This is a genomic window from Trichocoleus sp. ST-U1, assembly GCF_039961835.1.
In the GTDB taxonomy this organism is placed as follows: Bacteria; Cyanobacteriota; Cyanobacteriia; order Cyanobacteriales; family FACHB-T130; genus FACHB-T130.
Genome location: NZ_JAMPJZ010000023.1, coordinates 12,697 through 33,654 on the forward strand (window position 1 = coordinate 12,697; position 20,958 = coordinate 33,654).

The 20,958-nt window shown below is 47.2% G+C and carries 18 protein-coding genes; 11 read left to right on the forward strand and 7 right to left on the reverse strand.

The genetic code is table 11. From position 1 onward, the window contains the following. Positions 1 to 428: 428 nt before the first annotated feature. Positions 429 to 2,369, forward strand: a complete 1,941-nt coding sequence (locus NDA06_RS10945) for a cation:proton antiporter (protein ID WP_190415230.1) — start codon at positions 429 to 431, stop codon at positions 2,367 to 2,369. 161 nt (positions 2,370 to 2,530) lie between these two features. Here the strand turns inward: NDA06_RS10945 and NDA06_RS10950 are convergent, their stop codons facing one another. Next, positions 2,531 to 3,226, reverse strand: a complete 696-nt coding sequence (locus tag NDA06_RS10950; RefSeq protein ID WP_190674046.1) for a cytochrome b N-terminal domain-containing protein — start codon at positions 3,224 to 3,226, stop codon at positions 2,531 to 2,533. A 151-nt stretch (positions 3,227 to 3,377) separates the two neighbouring features. Further along, positions 3,378 to 4,079, reverse strand: a complete 702-nt coding sequence (locus NDA06_RS10955; RefSeq protein ID WP_190441206.1) for an alpha/beta hydrolase — start codon at positions 4,077 to 4,079, stop codon at positions 3,378 to 3,380. Between the two features lie 41 nt (positions 4,080 to 4,120). Here NDA06_RS10955 and NDA06_RS10960 point away from each other — a divergent pair, with 41 nt between their 5' ends. The 4 genes from NDA06_RS10960 to rfbB all read left to right on the forward strand — a co-directional run bounded on the left by NDA06_RS10960 (position 4,121) and on the right by rfbB (position 9,036). Further along, positions 4,121 to 4,840 carry a precorrin-2 C(20)-methyltransferase gene (locus tag NDA06_RS10960; RefSeq protein ID WP_190415225.1) on the forward strand — a complete coding sequence of 240 codons (720 nt, stop codon included), beginning with the start codon at positions 4,121 to 4,123 and terminating at the stop codon, positions 4,838 to 4,840. A gap of 246 nt (positions 4,841 to 5,086) precedes the next feature. Then, a complete protein-coding gene (locus NDA06_RS10965; protein ID WP_348251729.1) occupies positions 5,087 to 6,670 on the forward strand; it encodes a hypothetical protein in 1,584 nt (527 codons plus the stop codon). Between the two features lie 227 nt (positions 6,671 to 6,897). Further along, a complete protein-coding gene (rfaE1, locus tag NDA06_RS10970; RefSeq protein ID WP_190987146.1) occupies positions 6,898 to 7,923 on the forward strand; it encodes a D-glycero-beta-D-manno-heptose-7-phosphate kinase in 1,026 nt (341 codons plus the stop codon). Between the two features lie 51 nt (positions 7,924 to 7,974). Beyond that, on the forward strand, positions 7,975 to 9,036 hold the full coding sequence (gene rfbB / locus NDA06_RS10975; RefSeq protein WP_190987147.1) for a dTDP-glucose 4,6-dehydratase: 1,062 nt from the start codon (positions 7,975 to 7,977) through the stop codon (positions 9,034 to 9,036). Between the two features lie 205 nt (positions 9,037 to 9,241). Here rfbB and NDA06_RS10980 read toward each other — a convergent pair whose 3' ends face one another. The 3 genes from NDA06_RS10980 to rpaB all read right to left on the reverse strand — a co-directional run bounded on the left by NDA06_RS10980 (position 9,242) and on the right by rpaB (position 11,276). Beyond that, on the reverse strand, positions 9,242 to 9,775 hold the full coding sequence (locus NDA06_RS10980) for a DUF456 family protein (RefSeq protein WP_190415217.1): 534 nt from the start codon (positions 9,773 to 9,775) through the stop codon (positions 9,242 to 9,244). A gap of 6 nt (positions 9,776 to 9,781) precedes the next feature. Further along, a complete protein-coding gene (locus tag NDA06_RS10985) occupies positions 9,782 to 10,450 on the reverse strand; it encodes a cofactor assembly of complex C subunit B (RefSeq protein WP_190987148.1) in 669 nt (222 codons plus the stop codon). A gap of 97 nt (positions 10,451 to 10,547) precedes the next feature. Continuing rightward, positions 10,548 to 11,276, reverse strand: a complete 729-nt coding sequence (rpaB, locus tag NDA06_RS10990; RefSeq protein WP_190415215.1) for a response regulator transcription factor RpaB — start codon at positions 11,274 to 11,276, stop codon at positions 10,548 to 10,550. A gap of 176 nt (positions 11,277 to 11,452) precedes the next feature. Here rpaB and radA point away from each other — a divergent pair, with 176 nt between their 5' ends. Both radA and NDA06_RS11000 read left to right on the forward strand, forming a co-directional pair. Beyond that, positions 11,453 to 12,997 carry a DNA repair protein RadA gene (radA, locus tag NDA06_RS10995; protein WP_190987149.1) on the forward strand — a complete coding sequence of 515 codons (1,545 nt, stop codon included), beginning with the start codon at positions 11,453 to 11,455 and terminating at the stop codon, positions 12,995 to 12,997. Positions 12,998 to 13,559: 562 nt separating this feature from the next. Further along, positions 13,560 to 14,897, forward strand: a complete 1,338-nt coding sequence (locus NDA06_RS11000) for an MFS transporter (RefSeq protein ID WP_190987150.1) — start codon at positions 13,560 to 13,562, stop codon at positions 14,895 to 14,897. 30 nt (positions 14,898 to 14,927) lie between these two features. On the opposite strand, the gene NDA06_RS11005 is transcribed toward NDA06_RS11000, so the two are convergent. Next, on the reverse strand, positions 14,928 to 15,050 hold the full coding sequence (locus NDA06_RS11005) for a hypothetical protein (RefSeq protein ID WP_277878450.1): 123 nt from the start codon (positions 15,048 to 15,050) through the stop codon (positions 14,928 to 14,930). A gap of 659 nt (positions 15,051 to 15,709) precedes the next feature. Continuing rightward, positions 15,710 to 16,456 (reverse strand): creatininase family protein, encoded by a 747-nt coding sequence (locus NDA06_RS11010; protein ID WP_190985320.1) that lies wholly within the window; start codon positions 16,454 to 16,456, stop codon positions 15,710 to 15,712. A gap of 170 nt (positions 16,457 to 16,626) precedes the next feature. Here NDA06_RS11010 and NDA06_RS11015 point away from each other — a divergent pair, with 170 nt between their 5' ends. From NDA06_RS11015 to NDA06_RS11030, 4 genes are all read left to right on the forward strand, one after another. Then, complete coding sequence (locus NDA06_RS11015) at positions 16,627 to 17,379, forward strand: response regulator transcription factor (protein ID WP_190415208.1); 753 nt, start codon at positions 16,627 to 16,629, stop codon at positions 17,377 to 17,379. A gap of 198 nt (positions 17,380 to 17,577) precedes the next feature. Continuing rightward, a complete protein-coding gene (locus NDA06_RS11020; protein WP_190985319.1) occupies positions 17,578 to 18,894 on the forward strand; it encodes an ATP-binding protein in 1,317 nt (438 codons plus the stop codon). Positions 18,895 to 19,234: 340 nt separating this feature from the next. Beyond that, entirely contained in the window at positions 19,235 to 19,900 is a 666-nt protein-coding gene (gene phoU, locus NDA06_RS11025) for a phosphate signaling complex protein PhoU (protein ID WP_190415204.1), read from the forward strand. 147 nt (positions 19,901 to 20,047) lie between these two features. After that, entirely contained in the window at positions 20,048 to 20,914 is an 867-nt protein-coding gene (locus NDA06_RS11030; protein WP_199324033.1) for an iron uptake porin, read from the forward strand. Positions 20,915 to 20,958: the final 44 nt, after the last annotated feature.

The following is a 20,958-nucleotide window of genomic DNA, read 5'->3' on the forward strand; positions in this document are numbered from 1 at the left end:
AGAAGCAGTGTTTCTTAGAACAGCTTGCTAGGATCGAACCAGCACAGTAGGAAGAGGTTCTTTGCGTTCTGAGTGCAGGAACGGTTGTCCAGTGAGAAGATTTGGGGGAGTTGCTGCTGGATTTTTCTCAACAAACGGATTGAAAAACGTGGTTGAAAGGGCAAGCAATTCAGTAAAGGACGCACTTTTCTTCTGTGCCCTTTTCGCATCTACTCTATATACCCTGTTTGCATCACAGACAAATTTTTGCTTTTTCAGTAGATTTTTAGACCAAACGTGTATCATAGACTACAGACACTTGTCTCAAAATATCCGATGCAAAGACAGGTTGACTATTGCATAGCAGCCAGGAAGGGTTAATATTTACTATCCTTTACCAAAGATATTGATATTGATAAAACTTCGTTGGTTTTATCAAAATCTACAACATGGAAACATCCTTTGAACTAACCCTGCAAATCGTTATCACGGTTGTTGCAGGTATCAGCGCCCAGGTTTTAGCCCAATATCTTCAGGTTCCTAGCATCGTCTTTTTGCTGCTGTTTGGCATTCTCCTGGGGCCTGATGGCTTGCGCCTGCTACACCCGCATTCTCTAGGTACTGGCTTAGAGGTCATTACTGCCCTGGCAGTGGCAGTGATTCTGTTTGAGGGGGGGCTGAACTTAGAGCTGAGAGAGTTGGGAAAGGTTTCCGGCAGCCTGCGAAACTTAGTGACACTGGGAACGCTGATCACGCTGCTGGGCGGTGGTATGGCAGCTCACTGGCTGGGTGAATTTCCCTGGCCTATCGCTTTTCTCTACGCTTCCTTAGTGGTCGTAACGGGACCAACTGTGATCAGTCCTCTGCTGAAACAGGTGCAAGTAGATCGGCAAGTGGCAGCACTTCTGGAAGGAGAAGGCGTCTTAATTGACCCGGTAGGGGCTATCTTGGCTGTCGTCGTGCTAGACACCATTTTGAACGCCGATACCGACCCCATCGAAGCTTTCATCGGTCTCGTCTTGCGCTTAGGCATCGGCGGCGGCATTGGCGTTGTCGGTGGCTGGTTGATGGGTTGGATTATCAAACGCGCCAAGTTTCTTTCAGAAGACTTAAATAACCTGGTCGTTCTGGCTGGGTTGTGGGGCTTATTTGGTTTGGCGCAAACAATCCGCAGTGAGTCGGGGTTGATGGCAACCGTGATGGCGGGAATTGTTCTGGGTGCCTCCTCAATCCCAGAAGAACGGATGTTGCGGCGATTTAAAGGACAATTAACGATTCTTGGCGTTTCGGTTTTGTTCATCCTGCTGGCAGCTGACTTGTCCATCGCAAGTGTATTTGCGCTGGGGTGGGGAAGTTTGTTTACAGTTCTGGCACTGATGTTTATCGTGCGACCGATAAACATCGGCTTATGTACCTTCAATAGCGACCTGAACTGGCGGCAGAAACTGTTTTTGTGCTGGATTGCTCCTAGAGGAATTGTTTCGGCGTCGGTTGCTTCTCTATTTGCCATTTTTCTAACCCAGCGGGGCATCAACGGCGGCGATTCTATCAAAGCGTTGGTCTTCCTCACGATTATCCTGACCGTATTTTTGCAAGGACTGACAGCACGTTGGGTTGCTCGTTGGCTGCAAATCAACCTCCAGGAAGCAACGGGCGCTGTGATTATTGGTTGTAATCCCTTAAGCCGCCTGATTGCCCGTTTGTTTCAGGAACAAGGAGAGTCTGTAGTGCTGATTGACACAGACCCCGAGGCGTGCCAAAAAGCAGAGCAGGAAAATCTGCGGGTATTTTTAAGCAGTGGTTTGGATACGGAAGTTCTGGAAGAGGCGGGACTCGACTCAATGGGAACCTTTCTGGCAATGACGAATAATGGGGAGGTGAATTTAGTGTTGGCGCAGCGTGCTTCTGAGGAGTTTCGTCCTCCTCGTGTGTTGGCAGTATTTCCCCAAGCGAATACACCGACTAATAATAGTAAGGTTCACCAAGCTTTCATTCCTAATTTATCAATTAAGAATTGGAATCAATACCTGAACGATGGACAGGTGAAGTTAGGCAAAACGTCACTCAAAGAGCCTGGTTTTTCGTTTCAACAAGCTCATCTACAAGCCTTAATTCGTTCCGGGGAGCTAGTACCCTTACTATTTTTACGGGAGGGGCGTTTCCAAGTGGTACCTGCGACAGAGGATTGGGAAGCGGGAGATCAGATTATTTATGTGCTGCATGACCCTCGACCAAAACTCTTGAAGCGTTTATCGGGTGCGAGTCCATCTTCTCGTTTGGCGCTAGAGAAACTGCCGGAAGTTGAAGAGGTACCCATCTCATCTGCAAGTGTAGGTGTCCTTTTGGGAGAACTCAAACCAGAACCTCAAACAGAACCTACAGAAGCTTGACACAAGACAGTCGCGACTATGCCAATCTGCCTGGAAAGCAAGAAAAGCGATCGCATATTCTTGCACTTGGCGGTTGAAACCGCACAGCGACAGCAAGCACACAACCGAAACCTTCCAGGAGCAGGTTACTAAGTGAACCTAGATTTGCGACTATAAATTTGCTATTTCTGTGACTCAGCACTACTGAGGCTGAGAGATTTTGGATCGTTCTTTGCCTGCGCGGATTCTGACTCGGTGGCTAAGTTGGTGGCGGCTAATTTCATCTGAAGCTGCTTGTGCTGTCTTTCCTGGACTAATAACCCGCCTAGATGAATCAGTGCGATCGCGATCGCTCCCACGGATAAAATGTAGCTGTGTAGGGTGTAGAGGTGTTCGACAGTAGCTGTAGTAATGGCTCCACCACCTGTAACGATGTCTCGCAGCTGGGAGCCAATAAAAGGAATGGCTTCGATAGTTCCCAATTCGATGCTCAGACGCCAGTAGCCGAGTTGAGTCCAGTCGAGAATCATCGCCGTCCAACCGAGCGCGATCGCGGTTAATGTCAATAGAATGCCACTAATCCACGCAGTTAACCAACTATTCGTAAATTGTCGCCCCAGAAACATCACGACAATTTCGATTAAAGACACTGCAATTAACCCATTTCCCGCGAGATCGTGAACGCGGAGAATCACCCAGCCATTGGAAACTTCATTTGCGATCGCTTGCAGGGAATCATAAGCACCACCCGCCGCCGGTTCGTAGTAGAAAGCTAACAGAATTCCAGTCACAGCAGCGATTAGGCTCAAGGTTAGAATCCCAACAGCCAGGATCGTAGCCAAACGCCGAAGGACAAATTCATACTGCTGGGTTTTCATGGCTAAACTTTACTTTTCTTAACATTAGTCAAATGCTAGCCAGTTGCAGAAGGAATTTCGTTGTCCTAACAGCGTATGCCTAAAGGCTGAATCGTTGTGATGAGTCATGAGTGATTCGCCAACCGCCAATGACTCATCAGCATTACCCGTGTCATGCCAAATACTCCACCCAAGACGGTAAAGCGACTGGCGAACCGTACCAAATGCCAGGAGTTCTGGGTGAGTGCTTGACACCTTCGATAACCAGATTGGTTGCTCCCTCCAGATGAGCCGCTTCAATCGGCGTAATCCCATCTCCCCAAGTGTTACCAATCCCGCAGGTAAGTTTGTAACTGCTGTAGGCTAGCCACTGCCCCGGACGCCTCGCCCCGAAGATAGATTTACCGGCAACGCAGATGTAACGCACCGTTGAGTAGAAGGCTCCTGGATAGTTCATTTTGACAAAATCTAGATTTTTCCGCGTCCAGCGTTCCCCGCTGATATGGGGCGTTCCCAAGGTGACAAGCGTGGCAACATAAGGGTGAGCGTGCCACAAACCAGCGTCTTCTGTGACATCTCCGTGAATAGAATAAGGTTTTTCCCCCAGGTAGATCCGGGAAATCCAGCCGCCAGCGGAGTGACCAATCAGGTTAAGCTGAGAAACGTTGTATTGCTGCAACATTTGTTTTACCGTGCGGTCGAGTTGCCGCAAAATCGGAATCATCGACCGTCCTCCTACAGTGGGCACCCAATCCCGACTTCGCAAGGGTACGGTTACAGTGGGGAAACCCGATTCTTGTAGAGATTGTTCGAGTGGACGGTAGGCGATCGCGCCTTCGAGATATCCGGGCAAAATGACAGTCGGTAAAGGCATTTGAGATTTTGAGTTTTAGCTTTTAGATTTTAAATTTTATTGTGCAATCAGGTATCTTGTACGGCATTGGCGTGGGTCCCGGCGACCCAGAACTGATTACTGTGAAGGGACTCGGCATTTTGCAACGGGTGCCGGTGGTGGCTTTTCCCGCTGGGTTACACGGTAAGCCAGGAATCGCTCAGCAGATGGTGGCTCAATGGTTGAATCCCCGCCAAGTGCAATTAGCGTTAACTTTTCCTTACGTACAAGAAAGCGAGATTTTGACTCAGGCGTGGCAAGTCGCAGCCCAAGAAGTCTGGCAATCTCTAAAATTGGGTCAAGATGTTGCTTTTGTCTCGGAAGGCGATGTCAGTTTCTATAGCACGTTTACCTATTTGGCGCAGACACTGCAACAACTGCATCCTGAAGTAATAGTGCAGACAGTGCCGGGAATCTGTTCCCCTTTGGCGGCGGCAGCGGTGTTAGGAATTCCACTGACAATTCGCGCTCAGCGCCTCGTCGTGTTACCAGCGATCTACACGGTAGGAGAGCTGGAAGCTGTTTTAGAATGGGCAGATGTGGTGGTGCTGATGAAAGTGAGTTCAGTTTACGAGCAAGTTTGGAAAGTGTTGCAGCAGCGCGGGTTGTTGGAACGTAGCTGGGTAGTGGAACGGGCAACGCTACCAGAGCAGGTAATTTATGCGGGGTTAAGCGATCGCCCGAATCTGAAATTGCCTTACTTTTCTTTATTAATTGTGCAAGTAAACGAGTCAGTAGATTAATTTCTTCAGGAACTTGAGGAAAGTGGCAACTTTTGGGCTTTTTTTCCAGTCTTGGCGATTGGGTCAGAGAACCTGAAAATTAACTTTTAAGCATTTTAGACTGAAATAATTGAGATTAAAATTCAGAATCTGAAACTAATATAAAAGCGGAGTGCTTGTTTTGATCGCGATCGCGTGCTTGCCGCACGTACCCACCTGACCTGATTCCCAGCCTGTCCTGTCGCTGAGGAGTGTAACTTACCTGCTATGTCCTATCTCTCATTCATTAGAAACCTGCCTGAAAAGTTAACTCAGCCGCCTCTGATTGCAGCTTTGGCTTCCGTGGGCATCCACGGAGTGCTGGCGATGACCCTTCCCAGTTTATCCGCGTCCTCCAAACCGGAAGAGCAGAAGCCGCGAGGGACTGTCAAAGTTGTGGAGTTAACACCGGCAGAGCAAAGCCGCATTCCGCAACTTGCACCGCCGCCCGTGTCGCTGCCACCCATTCCCAACCAAACCCAGCTGTTGCCACCTTTGCCGCCGCCGTCTTCCGTATTGCCGCCGATCCCTAGCTCCCCACCCTACAAATTTCCGCTGAACTCCACACCGCAACCTAACACGGGGGCTGGGTTGCCGGAGATTTTTCAGAGATCGAGCGATCGCCGTCAGCAAAGAGCTAGGCAAAATCCTTTCAATCCCAACAACCCAAACTTTATCGTAGGACGGCTTCCCGATCCCCCCAAAGTTCCCCAATCAGGTTCTCGGAAGGTGACACAGCAAGAGATTCGTCGTCGCCTGTTTCAGGGATTGCCCGCTGGTGTCCAGCCGGGGCAGGACGACATTTCCGCTCTATTTCCGCCGCCACCGCCCACTTCCGAGCAACAGACACCTTTCAACCCTTCTGAGGAATCTTCTGGGAAACAGCCGCCTATCGATTTTGGACAACAGACTCCTAGCAATCCCAAGCCACAGAGGTCGATTGATTTTGGACAACAGACGCCAAATTCGGAATCACAAGTAGCAGCGAATTCCGAACAACAAACGTCTAAAAATTCTGAGCAACAACCTCCAGCGACTTCCGGACAACAGATACCTCCTCTTTCTCCACAACAAATAGCAACAGCGCGGCGTGAACTGCAACGGCAGCAAGTCCTTGCTGATATACGGCAGCAACGTCGAAACTACGCCTATGACGGCAATGGCACTCGTGATGACGATTACAGACAAAAGTTAGCGGGTTGGGGTTCTAGACTCAACAAAGTCCCATCGAAAGAACAAGAAATTACGCTGACTTCTCAATTTCGTGCGTGCTTTATTAAGAAGCCGGAAGTAACTGCTTTAGTTGGGGCGCAGGTGGATGCTAAAGGTAGTGTCACGACCGAACTGCTTAGGAGTTCTGGTTACAACATTTTGAATGAGAAAGCGCAGGAAGTCGTTAAGGCTCATTCCTTTGGTGCAAAGGAACAAGTTTATGTTGTTCAGGTCAAGTTTGCGTACAACGAAAAAGATTGTCCGCCGATGACAGCTTCACGAGAAGCTCGAAATTCTCAAGAAGCTCAAGATTCTAGAAAACCACGAAATTCTCAAGAATCCTCTGAGTCTCAAAAACCACGAGATTCTCAAAATTCCCAAAACTCCCCTGCGCCGAGAAAACTACGAGATTCTCAAGAAGCTCAAGATTCTAGAAAACCACGAGATTCTCAAGAATCCTCTGAGTCTCAAAAACCACGGGAATCTCAAGAATCCTCGGAGTCCAAAAAACCGCAAGATTCTCAAAATTCTCAAAACTCACCTGAGCCGAGAAAACCACAAGAATCTCCGGATTCTCAAAATTCTCAACAGACACCCTGAATATAGTTCACAAGAAGCGAAGACAGTATTAGACAGTCAGTTGGGTTGAGGAACGAACCCCAACCAATACTTATGCGTGTTGAGGTTCGTTCTTCAAGCTAGCCTACAACTCTCAATAAACTCAAAACTCACGTGGGAGTAAGCGGCTAGTGGTTGGAATCCATCTGGATTCATTAAAAGCGCCCTCTTGCAGGATAATAAACCCTTGGACTTTTGCGACTTCCTCTATGGCTTTAGATGCTTCCTTCTTGGCTCAGCTGCAAAATTCATCTGAGCGATTAATTCAGCTACTGGATAACTTTGCCCAAGCACGGGTGCTGGTTGTCGGGGATCTTACCCTCGATGAGTTTCTGACGGGTCAAGTGGAACGAATTTCTCGTGAAGCACCCGTGTTGATTCTGCGCCACGAAAATACCCGGCAGGTACCTGGGGGTGGAGCAAATGCCGTCTATAACCTGGCAACGTTGGGGGCACAGGTGAAGGTGGCTGGATTAGTCGGAAAGGATGACCAGGGGCAAGCATTGCGCCATATCTTTGAGGCAGCTGGAATTGATACCAGTGGAATGTTGCTCGATCCAGACCGCCCGACGGTAACGAAAACCCGGATTTCTGGTCATGCTCGGCAGTCGGTAACTCAGCAGATTGTGCGCGTTGACCGGAAATCGGATGAGTTGCCAGATCAAGATTTGCAGCTACAGCTTGCTGAGTATATTCAGCAACATCTAGATACAGTGGATGCAGTAGTTTGCTCAGATTATGGCGATGGCGTTTTTACTCAGCCTGTAATTGAGGCGGCGTTGTCTCACCAGAAGACAATAGTGGATGCTCAAGTCGGTCTCCAAAGATACCAAGGAGCGACGCTGTTTACGCCAAATTTGCCGGAGGCGGAGCAAGCGGTGGGGTATGCGATCGCGTCTGGGCAAATCACCCAAGCTGGACGCGACCTCTTGGCGCTGACTCAAGCCCAGCAAATGCTGATTACTCGCGGTGAAGAGGGGATGAGTTTGTTTGACCGCAGCGGGACGGAGCAGCATATCCCAGCGTTCAACCGTACCGATGTGTTTGATGTGACTGGCGCTGGAGATACTGTGGTAGCGGCGCTGACGCTAAGCTTAGTTGTTGGGGCGTCATTCTGGGAAGCGGCGGTTTTGGGAAATTTGGCGGCTAGTATCGTGGTACGCCAATTTGGAACGGCAACCACCAGTCCAGAAGAGATGAAGGCGGCTTTACTGGCGTTGTTAGAAGAAGAATAAACGAACCGCCAAGACGCAGAGTCCGCAGAGGGAAGAAAAGGAGAGAGTTTGATGAGAGGAAGCCGTCGGTTGTTGGTGACAGGTGGGGCTGGGTTTATTGGTTCCAATTTTGTGCATTATTGGGGTAAGGCTTACCCTGACGATCAAGTGGTGGTACTAGATGCGCTCACTTATGCAGGGAATCGCTATAATTTGGCGTCCTTGGAGGGGCAAGAAAATTTTCGGTTTGTCAAGGGGGATATTTGCGATCGCGCTTTATTAGACTCGCTGTTACAAGAAGAAAATATCGATACAGTGGCTCACTTCGCCGCTGAATCTCACGTTGACCGCTCAATTCTAGGTCCCGGTGCCTTCATTCAAACCAATATTGTCGGCACATTCACCCTATTAGAAGCTTTTCGGAAACATTGGGAAACAAGACAAGAGGGAATTTTTCTTCATGTTTCCACCGATGAAGTCTACGGTAGCCTCAATCCTAGCGATCGCGCATTTACAGAAACAACGCCCTATGCCCCAAATAGTCCCTATTCCGCATCGAAGGCGGGTAGCGACCATTTAGTCCGCGCCTATTACCACACCTATGGCGTCCCCACCATTATCACCAATTGCTCTAACAATTACGGCCCTTATCAGTTTCCTGAAAAGCTCATTCCCTTGATGTGTATCAATATCTTAATCGGCAAATCTTTGCCTGTTTATGGGGATGGACAGAATATCCGGGATTGGCTATATGTTGGCGATCATTGCAGCGCTTTGGGCGTGGTGATTCATCGCGGAAAACTAGGCGAAACTTACAATATTGGCGGCAATAATGAAGTTAAAAATCTTGACTTAGTGAATATGTTGTGCCAGCTAATGGATGAATTAGCACCTAATTTACCCGTGCATCCTTGCAAAAAATTGATCGCATTTGTGAAGGATCGACCGGGGCACGATCGTCGCTATGCGATTGATAGCACTAAATTAAAAACTGAGTTAGGGTGGACTCCTTCTGTAACGGTTGAAGAAGGTTTACGACGCACTGTTGAATGGTATCTCACTCACCGCAATTGGTGGGAACCGTTACTGTCTGAGGAGTACCAAGCTTATTATCGCCAGGTTTATGTTTCTTAAAAATTTCCTACCTTAACGCGAATAGCACTGATTTAAGAGCCGTAAAATAAATTTCCGGCTTCACCACGCAAACCCATTGAAACAAATTGAAATCGCTATCTAGTTGGCTTTAGCTAACTTTAGAGATTAGCTAGCCCGAAATTTGTTTCAGGGCAGAGCTGTGGGTAAGGCTAAGCTTAAGCCAGTGCAATTCGATTTAAGTTTCTTATGCCCCAGCTCCAGGGGGCCAAGTTGTGTAGAGGAAAACGCTCACGGCGGCGATCGCGAGTAATCCCTGAATCAAATTTCCAATCAGCGAACCCACCACAATGCCTATCCCGGCTTTCAGCGCTAGCTTGATTCTTGGCTCAAATTCTAAATCGCGTCGGTAGAGAAACTCTCCAGTAATCGCTCCCAGAAGCGGTCCGATCAAAATTCCGATCAGTGGCCCCGCAACTAGAAAAGCGGGTAACAATCCCAAAAAGCCTAGCACCAAGCCAACAATGGCTCCAATCTGCCCCCACTTGCTAGCCCCTGCTTGTTGCGCCCCCAAGTAGGTTGCTAAGAGATCGACGCCAACGCTAAGTAGCAACACTAGAATAGCAACGCCCAGCGCCACAGACACGCTGCTAAAACTGTGAACGGCTCCCCAAACCACAATAGCAATCACAATCAAGCTAGTTCCAGGAATGCCGGGAACCACTGCGCCCACGACGCCAACGAGCATGAGGACAACGAGAAGCCAGTAGAGAATCGTCATGGATATTTAAATTCCAGCGGGTGCAACATCATCTAAGTGGTAGCTGAGAGTAACGTCTAGTTTTTCAGCAATCCCAGCTATCCAGTTTTCATCTTGCTTGGTGTAACTGCGCGGAGCATTGGCACCTAAAATCAAGACGCCTTGATTGCCAATCGGCTGACAGATCGCTCCTTGAGTATTCTCTGGTAGGTAGTCAAATTCAATCCGTCCTGGGTATATTTTTAGAGCCACTAGATAAACGGGTTTTTGTTTTTCCAACACCCGCTGTAAAATTGGCCCTGGTTTTACTTCTGGGTTGACGCCTAAGATACCCCGCCGCAATAACACTCGTCCTTTGTACCAAATGACGAGCGATCGCGTCCCAGTGTTCGTGAGCAACAGATGCGATGCCCAAGCCAGTTCTATCTTTACGGCTTCCGGCAAGTCGGGTGCTAATTCAAACCCCTCCTCACCGATGAGTTGGACAGCTTCAGGCGATCGCGGCTGCACCTGCTGCCACAGCAACCCCGTTAAAATTAACACCGCACTGATAATCACGCCCAACGCATCCGAACGAGCTTGAGAATCCGCTAGCTGCGGTGTCAATAAACGGTTAATCAACAGCAGCACCCCTGCCAACCCACCAACCACAAGGGGGAGTTGCCGTAAAACCTGATTTTGATCTGGCTTAGCCATTTTCTTAGTGCTGAGGATTGAGGGCTGAGGAATGAGTAGGAATAAAAGAGTAGAAATTTTCTCGCCTTTTAACGTAATTCATTCTTCATCCTTCAGTTCAGATTTCATCCGGTTCAATGATCCGTTGAAACAGATAGCCAGTGCCTCGCGCCGTCAGTATTAGCTCTGGATTGCTTGGATCGTCTTCCAACTTTGCCCGAAGGCGCGAGATATGCACATCCACCACGCGAGTGTCTACGTGGCGTTCTGGCGTATATCCCCACACCTCTTGCAAAATCTCAGAACGGGAAAAAGGTTCTCCAGAACGGCTGACTAATAACTCCAGCAGACTGAACTCCATTCCGGTAAGCCGAATTCGCTCATCGCCTTTATAGACTTGCCGCTTATTGGTGTCAATCTTGATATTCCCGACATGGATGACGCCAGAACTGGGAATCCCAGAGGCACCCGTTTTGTCTACGCGCCGCAACACAGAGCGGATGCGGGCTTCCAGTTCCTTGGGGGAAAAAGGCTTGACAACGTAATCATCTGCACCCAGCTCTAAACCAGTGATGCGGTCGGCGACATCCCCTAAAGCCGTTAGCATGATAATTGGCACATCCGATTCCTTCCGCAATTCCTGACAGACGCCGTAGCCATCTAGCTTTGGCATCATCACATCCAAAACTACTAAGTCAGGAGTGGCATTGCGAAAGGTATCCAGCGCTTCTTCTCCATCGGCAGCCGTCACGACATCGTAGCCAATCATGGAAAGGCGCGTTTCCAGAATGCGACGGATGCTAGCTTCATCGTCAACTACCAGAATTTTTTCTTTATGGCTTTCCAAGCTCGTCAACGCTCCTTAAGTTCCGATTTCTAATCGTTAATTTTAGATACCATTACATTAAGATATCATTCTGTTTAGTCGGTTTGGAAAGCCTGAAATCCTCACAGTTGCTGGATTTTTATATTCTCTTATTCCTTGCGATTTATTAAGATTCTTTAACAAATCGAGAATGGTGCATGGCAAAGCCGCGAACTAACTATGTTTGTAACGAATGTGGGTCAGAATCTTCACAATGGTTTGGCAAGTGTCCCGCCTGCGGCACCTACAACTCCCTGGAAGAGCAGTTTGTGTCCCAGATTAATTCTTCCCTTCCCAGCCGGGGTTTGCAAAGCTCACAGCGCAATGGCAAATTAGCTGCCAAAGCACCCCAGGCGCGGTCATCGCTGACATTCGCGCAAATTACCGACAAGTATCAGGAACGGTGGACTTCTGGTTATGGAGAATTTGATCGCGTACTGGGCGGGGGGGTTGTTCCTGGCTCTTTGGTGTTAATTGGTGGCGATCCGGGCATTGGTAAGTCAACGCTGCTGCTGCAAACGGCGAATCAGATGTCGCAGATGTATCGCATTCTCTATGTCTGTGGAGAAGAATCGGGACAACAAGTGAAACTGCGAGCTTCGCGTTTGGGTGTTAGCAACCTGAATCCGGATCGGGAAAACGGCGATCGCGTGTCTCTCCAGCCAGAAATAGAGGCATCTGTAGAGACATCTGTAGAGACTCCGGTGACATCTATCTCAGCGGGTGCGGATCTGTATGTGCTGGCGGAAACCGATTTAGAAGAGATTATCAGGGAGTTGGAATCTCTGAAACCGAATGTGGCAGTAATTGATAGCGTGCAGACGATTTACTTACCGTCTCTAACGTCGGCAGCGGGATCGGTGGCGCAGGTGCGGGAATGTACTGCTGCATTGATGAAGGTGGCAAAGAGAGAGAGTATCACCCTGCTGATTGTGGGACACGTTACTAAGGAGGGCGCGATCGCTGGGCCAAAAGTCTTAGAACACCTAGTAGATACCGTATTGTATTTTGAAGGCGATCGCTTTGCGTCTCACCGGCTTCTGCGTTCTGTCAAAAACCGCTTCGGCGCAACTCACGAAATTGGCGTTTTTGAAATGGCAGATCGAGGACTCCGAGAAGTTTCTAATCCCTCGGAGTTATTTTTGGGCAATCGGGACGAAGTGGTTCCGGGTACCGCTCTTGTCGTCGCTTGCGAAGGCACTCGCCCGATTGTCGTGGAACTGCAAGCCTTAGTGAGTCCAACCAGTTATAGTTCCCCCCGCCGCTCAACGACGGGTGTTGATTACAACCGACTGCTACAAATTTTGGCAGTATTAGAAAAACGAGTCGGCATCCCTTTATCTAAATTAGATTCTTATGTGGCTTCAGCGGGGGGTTTGAGTGTAGAAGAACCTGCTGTCGATTTGGGAATGGCGATCGCAGTGGTGGCTTCTTTTCGCGATCGCGTCGTCGATCCCCGCACTGTCTTAATTGGCGAAGTTGGCTTAGGCGGACAAGTCCGCGCTGTCTCCCAAATGGAACTGCGCCTGAAAGAAGCCGCCAAACTAGGCTTTAAGCGAGCAATTGTCCCCAAAGGGCAAACTTTCCCAGAATTGGGATTAGAAATTATACCCGTCGCCAAAGTTATCGATGCCATCATTGCCGCTATCCCAGCCTCTCATCATCATGATGATGAAGAAATGCTAGATGATGATGATGAATAGACGGCATTAAGGTGCAAGTGGTAGCGCTTGGGGAATGATGCGCGATCGCCTTTATTGCGTTTTTTAAGCATCTTGTATCATTTTGGAATCTATCCATTTCTCCAATTTTTGCAATATACGCTTTCTCAAAAACCGTTATTAAGCGGAACCAAGGAGAAAGCGAATATAGCAATTCTATTTGAGTTGTGAGCCAGCTCTTCAGATCCCCGACTTCTCTAGGAAGTCAGGGATCTCGCTTGCCCGCATGATTTAGGATTGCTGTATATTGGCTCAAAAAAATGAAATTATTTATATTCCCAATTATAGAAATTTAACTTTCAATCCCTTAAGAAAATAAACTTTTCATAAAACTAAATAGTTTTATTTGTTAATATTTATCCGCAATTTTATCCGTAATATTACTGATGCACAAATACAAAAAAATAGGCTGAATTAAGAAAAGGGTTAATAATAATTAACCGTCTGGGTGCAGATAATCGATCCTGTTATTGATGAAGAACTCTGGTAAACCTTAACAGAGACTTACAGCCAATCCAGCACCCAGATTCAGTTTAATTTAGCAATGAATATTACCACCAAGAAAAACGCATGGAAGCTTGAAAGCTCAGTTCCATTATGGTTTTTCGCTTTTGTTCCTTATAAAATAGGCGAAGGTCTACTAATTATACTAATGCCCCTATTTATCATTCAGGTAGTAGGGGGAACCGTCTCTGATGTCGCTAAAGTAAACTCACTGATCGCCCTAGTAGGTATGTTTGCCTTCATTTTATGGGGCAACCTATCAGATAAGATGGGCTATCGTACTCCCTTCTTAATATTGGGATTTCTGGGATTCACTCTCTGCACATCAATGCTCAGCTTTAGCGATAACCTCTCACAAGTATTAATTCTTGGCAGTGTGGGGGGCTTTTTCATGGCAACGATTACCCCAGTAGGTTCAGCATTGGTACTGGATAGTTTTCCCGAACAGGAGTGGCCTAAGTTTTTCGGTAAATTTTATCAGGTAACAGGATGGAGTTTTGTCGCTAGTGTTCTATTCGGGATGACCTGGCTCAACTTTGCTTCCAAATTCGTGAGTAATGTTGCAGCAATGCGCGGATTATTATTATTTGCAGGGGTTGTTTCGTCGCTGAGTTTACTTCTGTGCTTTCTTTGGGTAAAAGAACCGAAATTTGTTCGCAAACGCCGAAAATTTAATCCGAAACTGCTAGGACAATTGACTGTAGGAGTGATTGAAAGGCGAGCAGTTTTTTACCCATCCCGCGCCCTGTACTTTGTACTGCGCCCAAGCACTCTGAGCCAAGCGGTTCAGCCACTAGGAAGCCCTTTAGGGCGTTATTATCTATGTTCTTTACTATTTTTCGTTGCCATCAACCTGGTTATTGTGCCCTTCCCGGTTTTTCTCACCAACACATTAAAAGCTACGAATACTCAGGTATTCTTAATTGCCTTAGTTAAGTCAACAATAGAGTCTTGGTTGTACGTTCCTGTCGGTCATTGGGTGCATCAGCGACCTGGTATCAAACTCCAAGCGCAGGCTACCGCTCTCAGGGGTGGCGTTTTTGGAATTTTTGTCTTGTTGGCTTTAATTCCGCCTCAACCGAGCAGTCTGGCGTTCGTTGGATTAGCCCAGATATTAAGCGGTATTACTTGGGCAGCGATCGCTGTATCTAGTAGCACGGCAGTGGGTATACTGGCTGGCAAAGACAAGGAAGGTTCGGCAATTGGGTTTTACAACGCAATAATTGGGGCATCAGGCGCACTGGGTAGCTTGGGAAGCGGATACCTTGCTGCTACCTTTGGGTATAGCGTTTGTTTTGGGATAGGCGCACTATTGACAGCATTCACTGCATGGTTGCTTTGGCAACTACAGCCTGTTGTATTAGCCAAAACGTCCTGAGTGGCTTTTGGGCTTTATAAATAGAAGATACTAGGCAGCAATTTTTGAAAGGGTCGGGCAAGTGCAAACTCCGGCAAGTGCAAACAAAGACAAATTCTTGAGCGCGATCGCTTGCACTCTGTCTGATTCTGTCTGATGAGGATGCGATCGCATTGCCCCAAATTGTTTCTTGTCTATTTTTATACAACTGTAAGCAAATAGACACTTGTCCTCCTTTGCATCCGACCCAAGTTTGATATTCTGCTAACCACAAAAACAAATCGAAGAATACGGAAGCTTTATCTAATCTTCATAATTTAGTTAAGTATTAATATTCAGCAAAACTCCTTAAAGCCAAGGAAATAGCAGCTTTATAGTTTTACCTACTCTATTTGTAGGTAAATCAAGATATTTTTTTGATAAAGATTCCGTGAACCTACTGGGAATTCATAGCAAGCTATGTAAGTATTTTTAAGTAGACGCCTGTATTTTATAAATATTATGTACAACTCTTCCGAAAGCTCACCTTTAAGCACACGTACAAATTTTGATACGCAGAGTGGATGGATTTTGGGAAACCCCATGCAAATCAGCCGACGCAACCGCCGCTTGCTCTTTTGCGCGTTCCTGCTTTTAGGGTTTGTAGGGTGTGTTTTTGGAATATTGCTGGGAGCGGGTCTGGATATTGGAAAAGCTATACTGACATTTATCGTCTTGTGGGCAGGATTGTGTACTCTTAGTGCCCGCTAAGCGTAAAACGAGAACGATTTTATAGGTCTAGTAGGAAATTGAGCAGATTTTACTCAATTTGCCTAAATAAAGAAAAGAAGTGCTCAGTTTGCATTCAAAAATTCCAGATATCCATTGCTGAGTTCTTTTACGGCTAATTCATAGAATTGCTTGCCGTGTTCGGGTGTTGCCAAAGCGGGATTAGAACCCATACGCCCATCGGGATAACGGTTACGGAAATCAGTAGCACCATAAATTGGGTGTCCAGAAGCGACTTGATCTGAGAGGGGCGCTTGTTTAATGGCTTCTGGATAGACGTACTGAGTGAGGGCAACTTCACTAGGGGTGGCATGAGAACCTTCTTGGTCTTTATATAGCTCTTTTGCCAGCTTGTAGACAGAACTGCACATGAACCAGTTGCCGACTTGACACTGCACTAACTGGGCATTAGGAATATTTAAATCAGCTAAATGAGCGTAAGTTTCCGAGAAAGCCGCCTTTAGCGTCGCAATATTACCGCCGTGACCATTAATAAAGAAAAATTTGGTAAATCCAGACCTAGCTAAACAGAGGATATAGTCTCGGATTAGCTGAATCATGGTGCTGGGGCGCAGGCTAATTGTGCCAGGAAAAGCCGTATGGTGCAGCGCCATGCCAACATTGATAGTAGGGGCTACCATTGCGTCAATCGCTTCGCCAACCCCGCGCGCGATCGCTTGTGCACAAATTGCATCTGTCCCAATCAACCCAGTTGGCCCGTGTTGCTCTGTCGAACCAATCGGGAAAATTATCCCCTGAGAACGGTTGAGATAGACTTCTACTTCAGGCCAGGTACTTAAGTGCAGCAGCATAATCAGAATAATCAGAAATGTTGGGCGATCGCTAAAGATAAATTTGGGCGAAACAGCGCACCGACTCCATCCTAGCTGGGTTGAGGGGTCTTGTACTCGAAAAGGAATCTCTGAGGCAGCAATTTTGTTGTATGAATGAGGATGGAATTACACTCTCAAGTTCCCCAATTATGCTTTCCCTCGACCTCCCGAAGAACCCATCTAGTCCAGAATTAGGGCGAACGAGCCAGATCCTAATTGTTGAAGATGAGGATCTCATCCGGGAAATGATAGTTTTGGCTCTAGAAGAGGAAGGTTTCGAGGTGGTAACAGCCGCCGATGGGCGTACCGCTTTGACATTTCTTCAGGGTGAGACCCCTGCTACGGTAGATTTCCCCTTTGACCTGATTATTCTCGATTTAATGCTTCCTCAGGTCAATGGCTTGGATCTTTGTCGCTTGTTACGGTATCAAGGAAATCCAGTCCCGATTTTGATTCTCAGTGCTAAAGCAACTGAAACTGACCGAGTTTTAGGTCTAGAAGTGGGAGCCGATGACTATTTAACCAAGCCATTTAGTATGCGGGAGTTAATTGCCCGTTGTCGTGCCTTATTGCGACGCCAACGACTTGGCGGATTGCCCCAAGCGCCAGTGCTGCAATTCAAGGATGTGACGCTTTATCCCCAAGAGTGTCGCGTGATTGTTCGGGGCGAGCAAGTTAACCTATCACCTAAAGAATTTCGCTTACTGGACTTATTTATGAGTTATCCGCGTCGAGTTTGGTCGCGGGAGCAGCTGATCGATCAGGTGTGGGGTCCAGATTTTGTGGGGGACAGTAAAACAGTAGATGTTCACATTCGCTGGTTGCGAGAAAAATTAGAACGCGATCCTAGCCAACCAGAATACGTAATTACGGTACGTGGGTTTGGTTATCGGTTCGGCTAAAAGATGCAATATGAAGAAGGAAGAGTGAATTTTCAACCTTCCTTCTTCATCAGTAGAGGGGCACAACTAAACATGGCTGGTAGCGGTCGATGGTTGAGAGGCGCTGTTTTTATGAATCACTCCCCCCAACCATTCCCATCACCTTACGTTTATTGGCACCCACCTCTACTAACTTTGTATTTTTAACTGATAGCTTAAATGACCCTCATCGCATTTTTTGTGGGGCTAACTTTAGGAGTTGGGTTTTGGATCTGGCGGCGAAACAAGCTTTACCGCCAGTTAGAGCAAATTCTTGGGTTGCTACCTTCAAGTGTCATTGGGGTATCTTTACCGCTGGTTTCGCAGCTACGCAGTGGAATTGCTTTGGCAAATCAGCAGTCTCTTCAGCTAAAGACGCAGTTGCAAATGAATCAAGAGATTCTGCAAGTGGCACCCATCGGCTATCTGGAGGTGGATGAAGAAAACCAGTTGATTTGGTGCAACGAGCAAGCCCGCATTTTATTAGAGCTTCATCGATGGGAACCAGGACAGGTGCGTTTGCTGCTGGAGTTAGTGCGATCCTATGAACTCGATCAGCTAATTGAGCAAACTCGACACCAGCAAAAGCCTTGTGATCAAGAGTGGGTATTTCACCCAGATTGTTCGGATGCAGCGGTAATTGGGGAGATGCGATCGCTTACTTTACGCGCATCTAGCTTGCCCTTAGCCTACGGACAAGTAGGTGTTTTTCTAGAAAATCGCCAACCTTTAATCGAACTTTCCCAATCGCGCGATCGCTGGGTTTCTGATTTAGCCCACGAACTCAGAACCCCCCTCACCTCCATCCGTTTGGTAACGGAAACCTTGCAAAAACGCTTGCAGTCTACAAAAGAGCGCTCATTAATTGACCGCCTCCTGCCAGAAGTCAACAGACTAATGAACCTAGTTCAAGACTGGCTAGAACTAAGCCACTTAGAGCAAGATCCCAGCAAACACCTCACCCTAAAATTAGTAGAACTGCGAAGCTTAATTCACTCTGCCTGGGAAACAATAGAGCCTTTAGCACGACAAAAGCAACTCAGCTTCAGCTATTCTGGTTCCGACACCTTACTCATCAAAGCCGACGCATCTCGTCTCACCCAAGTATTTCTCAACTTACTCGACAACAGCATTAAATACAGTCCCCTTGAAGGAGCTATCCGTGTTGAAGTAAATCTTATTCCGAATAAGGATATCCCTAACTTGGTTCAGATCAATATTATTGATTCAGGGATTGGGTTCCCTGAGTTCGATTTACCCCATGTTTTTGAGCGGCTCTACCGAGGAGATCCCTCCAGGCGGCGTCAGCACAACTCCTCTGGAACTTCTGAAGAATTGTCAGTTGTGGTAACGACTGGCAGCGGTTTAGGCTTAGCGATTGTGCGGCAAATTGTCATCGCTCATGGCGGCTCCGTCAAAGCGAAGAATCATCCAGAAACCGGCGGCGCATGGCTGCAAATTGAATTACCTTCCTTTCAATCCCCGCTTGAAATTTAAGGTTAGCCGTCGTTGCAATTTCGATATTTATTTTCAAGTTTTTGCACAATTTAAGAAAATTAGTATTAACCAATCATGCTAGTCAGACAGAACCCACAATCTAAAAGGATTCTGAAACACTAAGATAACCAAAGTATGATTCGGCTAAATGATTTTTCAAGGGTTTCAGCCCCTGAACTCGGATCGTTAAGTTATTAACTGTGCCTTCCAAAATTAGCTCATAAAAATTACATCTATCCTACGATAGGTTTTCATTTAGTCTATATGCATACAGCCAAATCAACAAATTTAAGCCATCTTAGAGAGTACAGTCGTTTTGTTTTTCTACCAGCAGAGGTGAATGCTTTCCTCTAAACACGTGCATACGGAACGGATACACTTCGATCGCAGAACTAGGGGCTTATTAAGGGATGTTTTGCGAATGGGAGCCTTAGTAGAAAACTCCTTTCGCCTCTCGCATCAAGCCTTATTTTCCCGTAACCTGGCAGCCGCTAGGGAAATTCCCTTATTGGATAAACAAATTGACCGATTTTATCGCCAAATCGAGCTAGATTGTGCAACTTTAATGACCCTGGAAGCTCCGGTTGCACAGGATTTACGTTTACTCAGTGCTTGTATGCAGCTGGTGCGAGACTTAGAACGCATTGGTGATTACGCCAAAGACCTAGCAGAAATTGCGATTAAACTCTTTCCTTACCCGCCTCATTCTTGCCTACCGCAGATTGAGGTAATGTCCCATCATGCTCAAGCCATGCTGGCGTCGAGTTTAGTCGCGCTGGCAGATTTGGACGCAGCCGCCGGGAAAGCTGTCAAGCAGCAAGACGATGCCGTGGATAGCGCTTACGAAACGGTTTATCAAACCTTAGCCTTTCAGCGGGATATCAAAGGGGTGGTTGAACCGATTCTGTTGATGGGGTTGATCATTCGGCATTTGGAACGAATGGCAGACCACGCCACCAATATTGGTCAACGAGTTGCCTACATTGTCACGGGAACCCGGTCTTAAAGGCTACAGTCACGGCACGGCAGTGCCCATACTGATTTAAAAGTAAACTTGCACTCATATAGCATTTTTTACTTGCGTTCTATACAGTTCGCGATAAGGGTCTACAGCTAGCTACCTGTAGACCCCTATCGCTGTATTTCCCTCTTATTGAGAAGTGATATAACTGTTACCCTCACTGCTGCTAATGGACTGCATCACTATTACGCTGACACGGTTGACCCGTATTTTGAAGGCAATGGCGGTGGCAATAATGCCCTATCCCGCTTTGCCGAACGCAACCCCATTTATCGGATTGGACCTTTGGGTGCTGGTGTCGGCTTGAACTACAAGATTAGCAACGCTCTGAAGTTGGACTTAGGTTATCTCTCCAACACAGCCAACAATCCCGAAGATGACAACGGGGTTTTTAACGGTAACTACTCAGGTTTGGCACAGTTAGTTTTTGAGACTAACCGATTTAAGGTTGGATTCACTTACATTCACGCCTATGATAATGGCGGCAATAATGCTCCCCGCTTTGCTATGGGTGGTACTGGCACTGGTCTTGCCAATTTGAATCCAGCAACGCTAGCTGCTGCGACTACAGGTGGTCTAACCCAAGCTCAGTTGAGCAGACCCGTTTCGAGCAACTCTTACGGGTTAGAGGCTTCCTTCCAATTAACCCCTCAATTTGTTCTAAATGGCTGGGTGGGCAAAACTGACGCTCGTTTGATTGGCTTAGGCGCTGCCGACATTTGGAACTTTGCCCTTGGTCTTGCTTTACCGGATTTTGGCAAAAAAGGCAATTTGCTTGGCATTATCGCTGGGGCCGAACCAACTCTCAGAGGTCTAAATGTTCCAGGCCCAGAAAACTTCGAGCGTGATTTTGCCTATCACATTGAAGGTTTCTATAAGTATCAGATGATAAATAACATCTCAATTACTCCGGGCATTATCTGGCTGACATCTCCTAACCAAAACAGAGATGATGATGACATCATTATTGGTACGATTAGAACAACGTTTACCTTTTAATTAGCGGTCAGGGTGAGGATCGATAGTCACAACTGACAACTAAT

Coding starts and splice junctions, on each gene's coding strand:
- NDA06_RS10945 (WP_190415230.1), top strand. CDS start 429: ATGGAAACATCCTTTGAACTAACCCTGCAAATCGTTATCACGGTTGTT.
- NDA06_RS10950 (WP_190674046.1), bottom strand. CDS start 3,226: ATGAAAACCCAGCAGTATGAATTTGTCCTTCGGCGTTTGGCTACGATC.
- NDA06_RS10955 (WP_190441206.1), bottom strand. CDS start 4,079: ATGCCTTTACCGACTGTCATTTTGCCCGGATATCTCGAAGGCGCGATC.
- NDA06_RS10965 (WP_348251729.1), top strand. CDS start 5,087: ATGTCCTATCTCTCATTCATTAGAAACCTGCCTGAAAAGTTAACTCAG.
- rfaE1 (WP_190987146.1), top strand. CDS start 6,898: ATGGCTTTAGATGCTTCCTTCTTGGCTCAGCTGCAAAATTCATCTGAG.
- rfbB (WP_190987147.1), top strand. CDS start 7,975: ATGAGAGGAAGCCGTCGGTTGTTGGTGACAGGTGGGGCTGGGTTTATT.
- NDA06_RS10980 (WP_190415217.1), bottom strand. CDS start 9,775: ATGACGATTCTCTACTGGCTTCTCGTTGTCCTCATGCTCGTTGGCGTC.
- NDA06_RS10985 (WP_190987148.1), bottom strand. CDS start 10,450: ATGGCTAAGCCAGATCAAAATCAGGTTTTACGGCAACTCCCCCTTGTG.
- radA (WP_190987149.1), top strand. CDS start 11,453: ATGGCAAAGCCGCGAACTAACTATGTTTGTAACGAATGTGGGTCAGAA.
- NDA06_RS11000 (WP_190987150.1), top strand. CDS start 13,560: ATGAATATTACCACCAAGAAAAACGCATGGAAGCTTGAAAGCTCAGTT.
- NDA06_RS11005 (WP_277878450.1), bottom strand. CDS start 15,050: ATGCGATCGCATCCTCATCAGACAGAATCAGACAGAGTGCAAGCGATC.
- NDA06_RS11010 (WP_190985320.1), bottom strand. CDS start 16,456: ATGCTGCTGCACTTAAGTACCTGGCCTGAAGTAGAAGTCTATCTCAAC.
- NDA06_RS11015 (WP_190415208.1), top strand. CDS start 16,627: ATGCTTTCCCTCGACCTCCCGAAGAACCCATCTAGTCCAGAATTAGGG.
- NDA06_RS11020 (WP_190985319.1), top strand. CDS start 17,578: ATGACCCTCATCGCATTTTTTGTGGGGCTAACTTTAGGAGTTGGGTTT.
- phoU (WP_190415204.1), top strand. CDS start 19,235: ATGCTTTCCTCTAAACACGTGCATACGGAACGGATACACTTCGATCGC.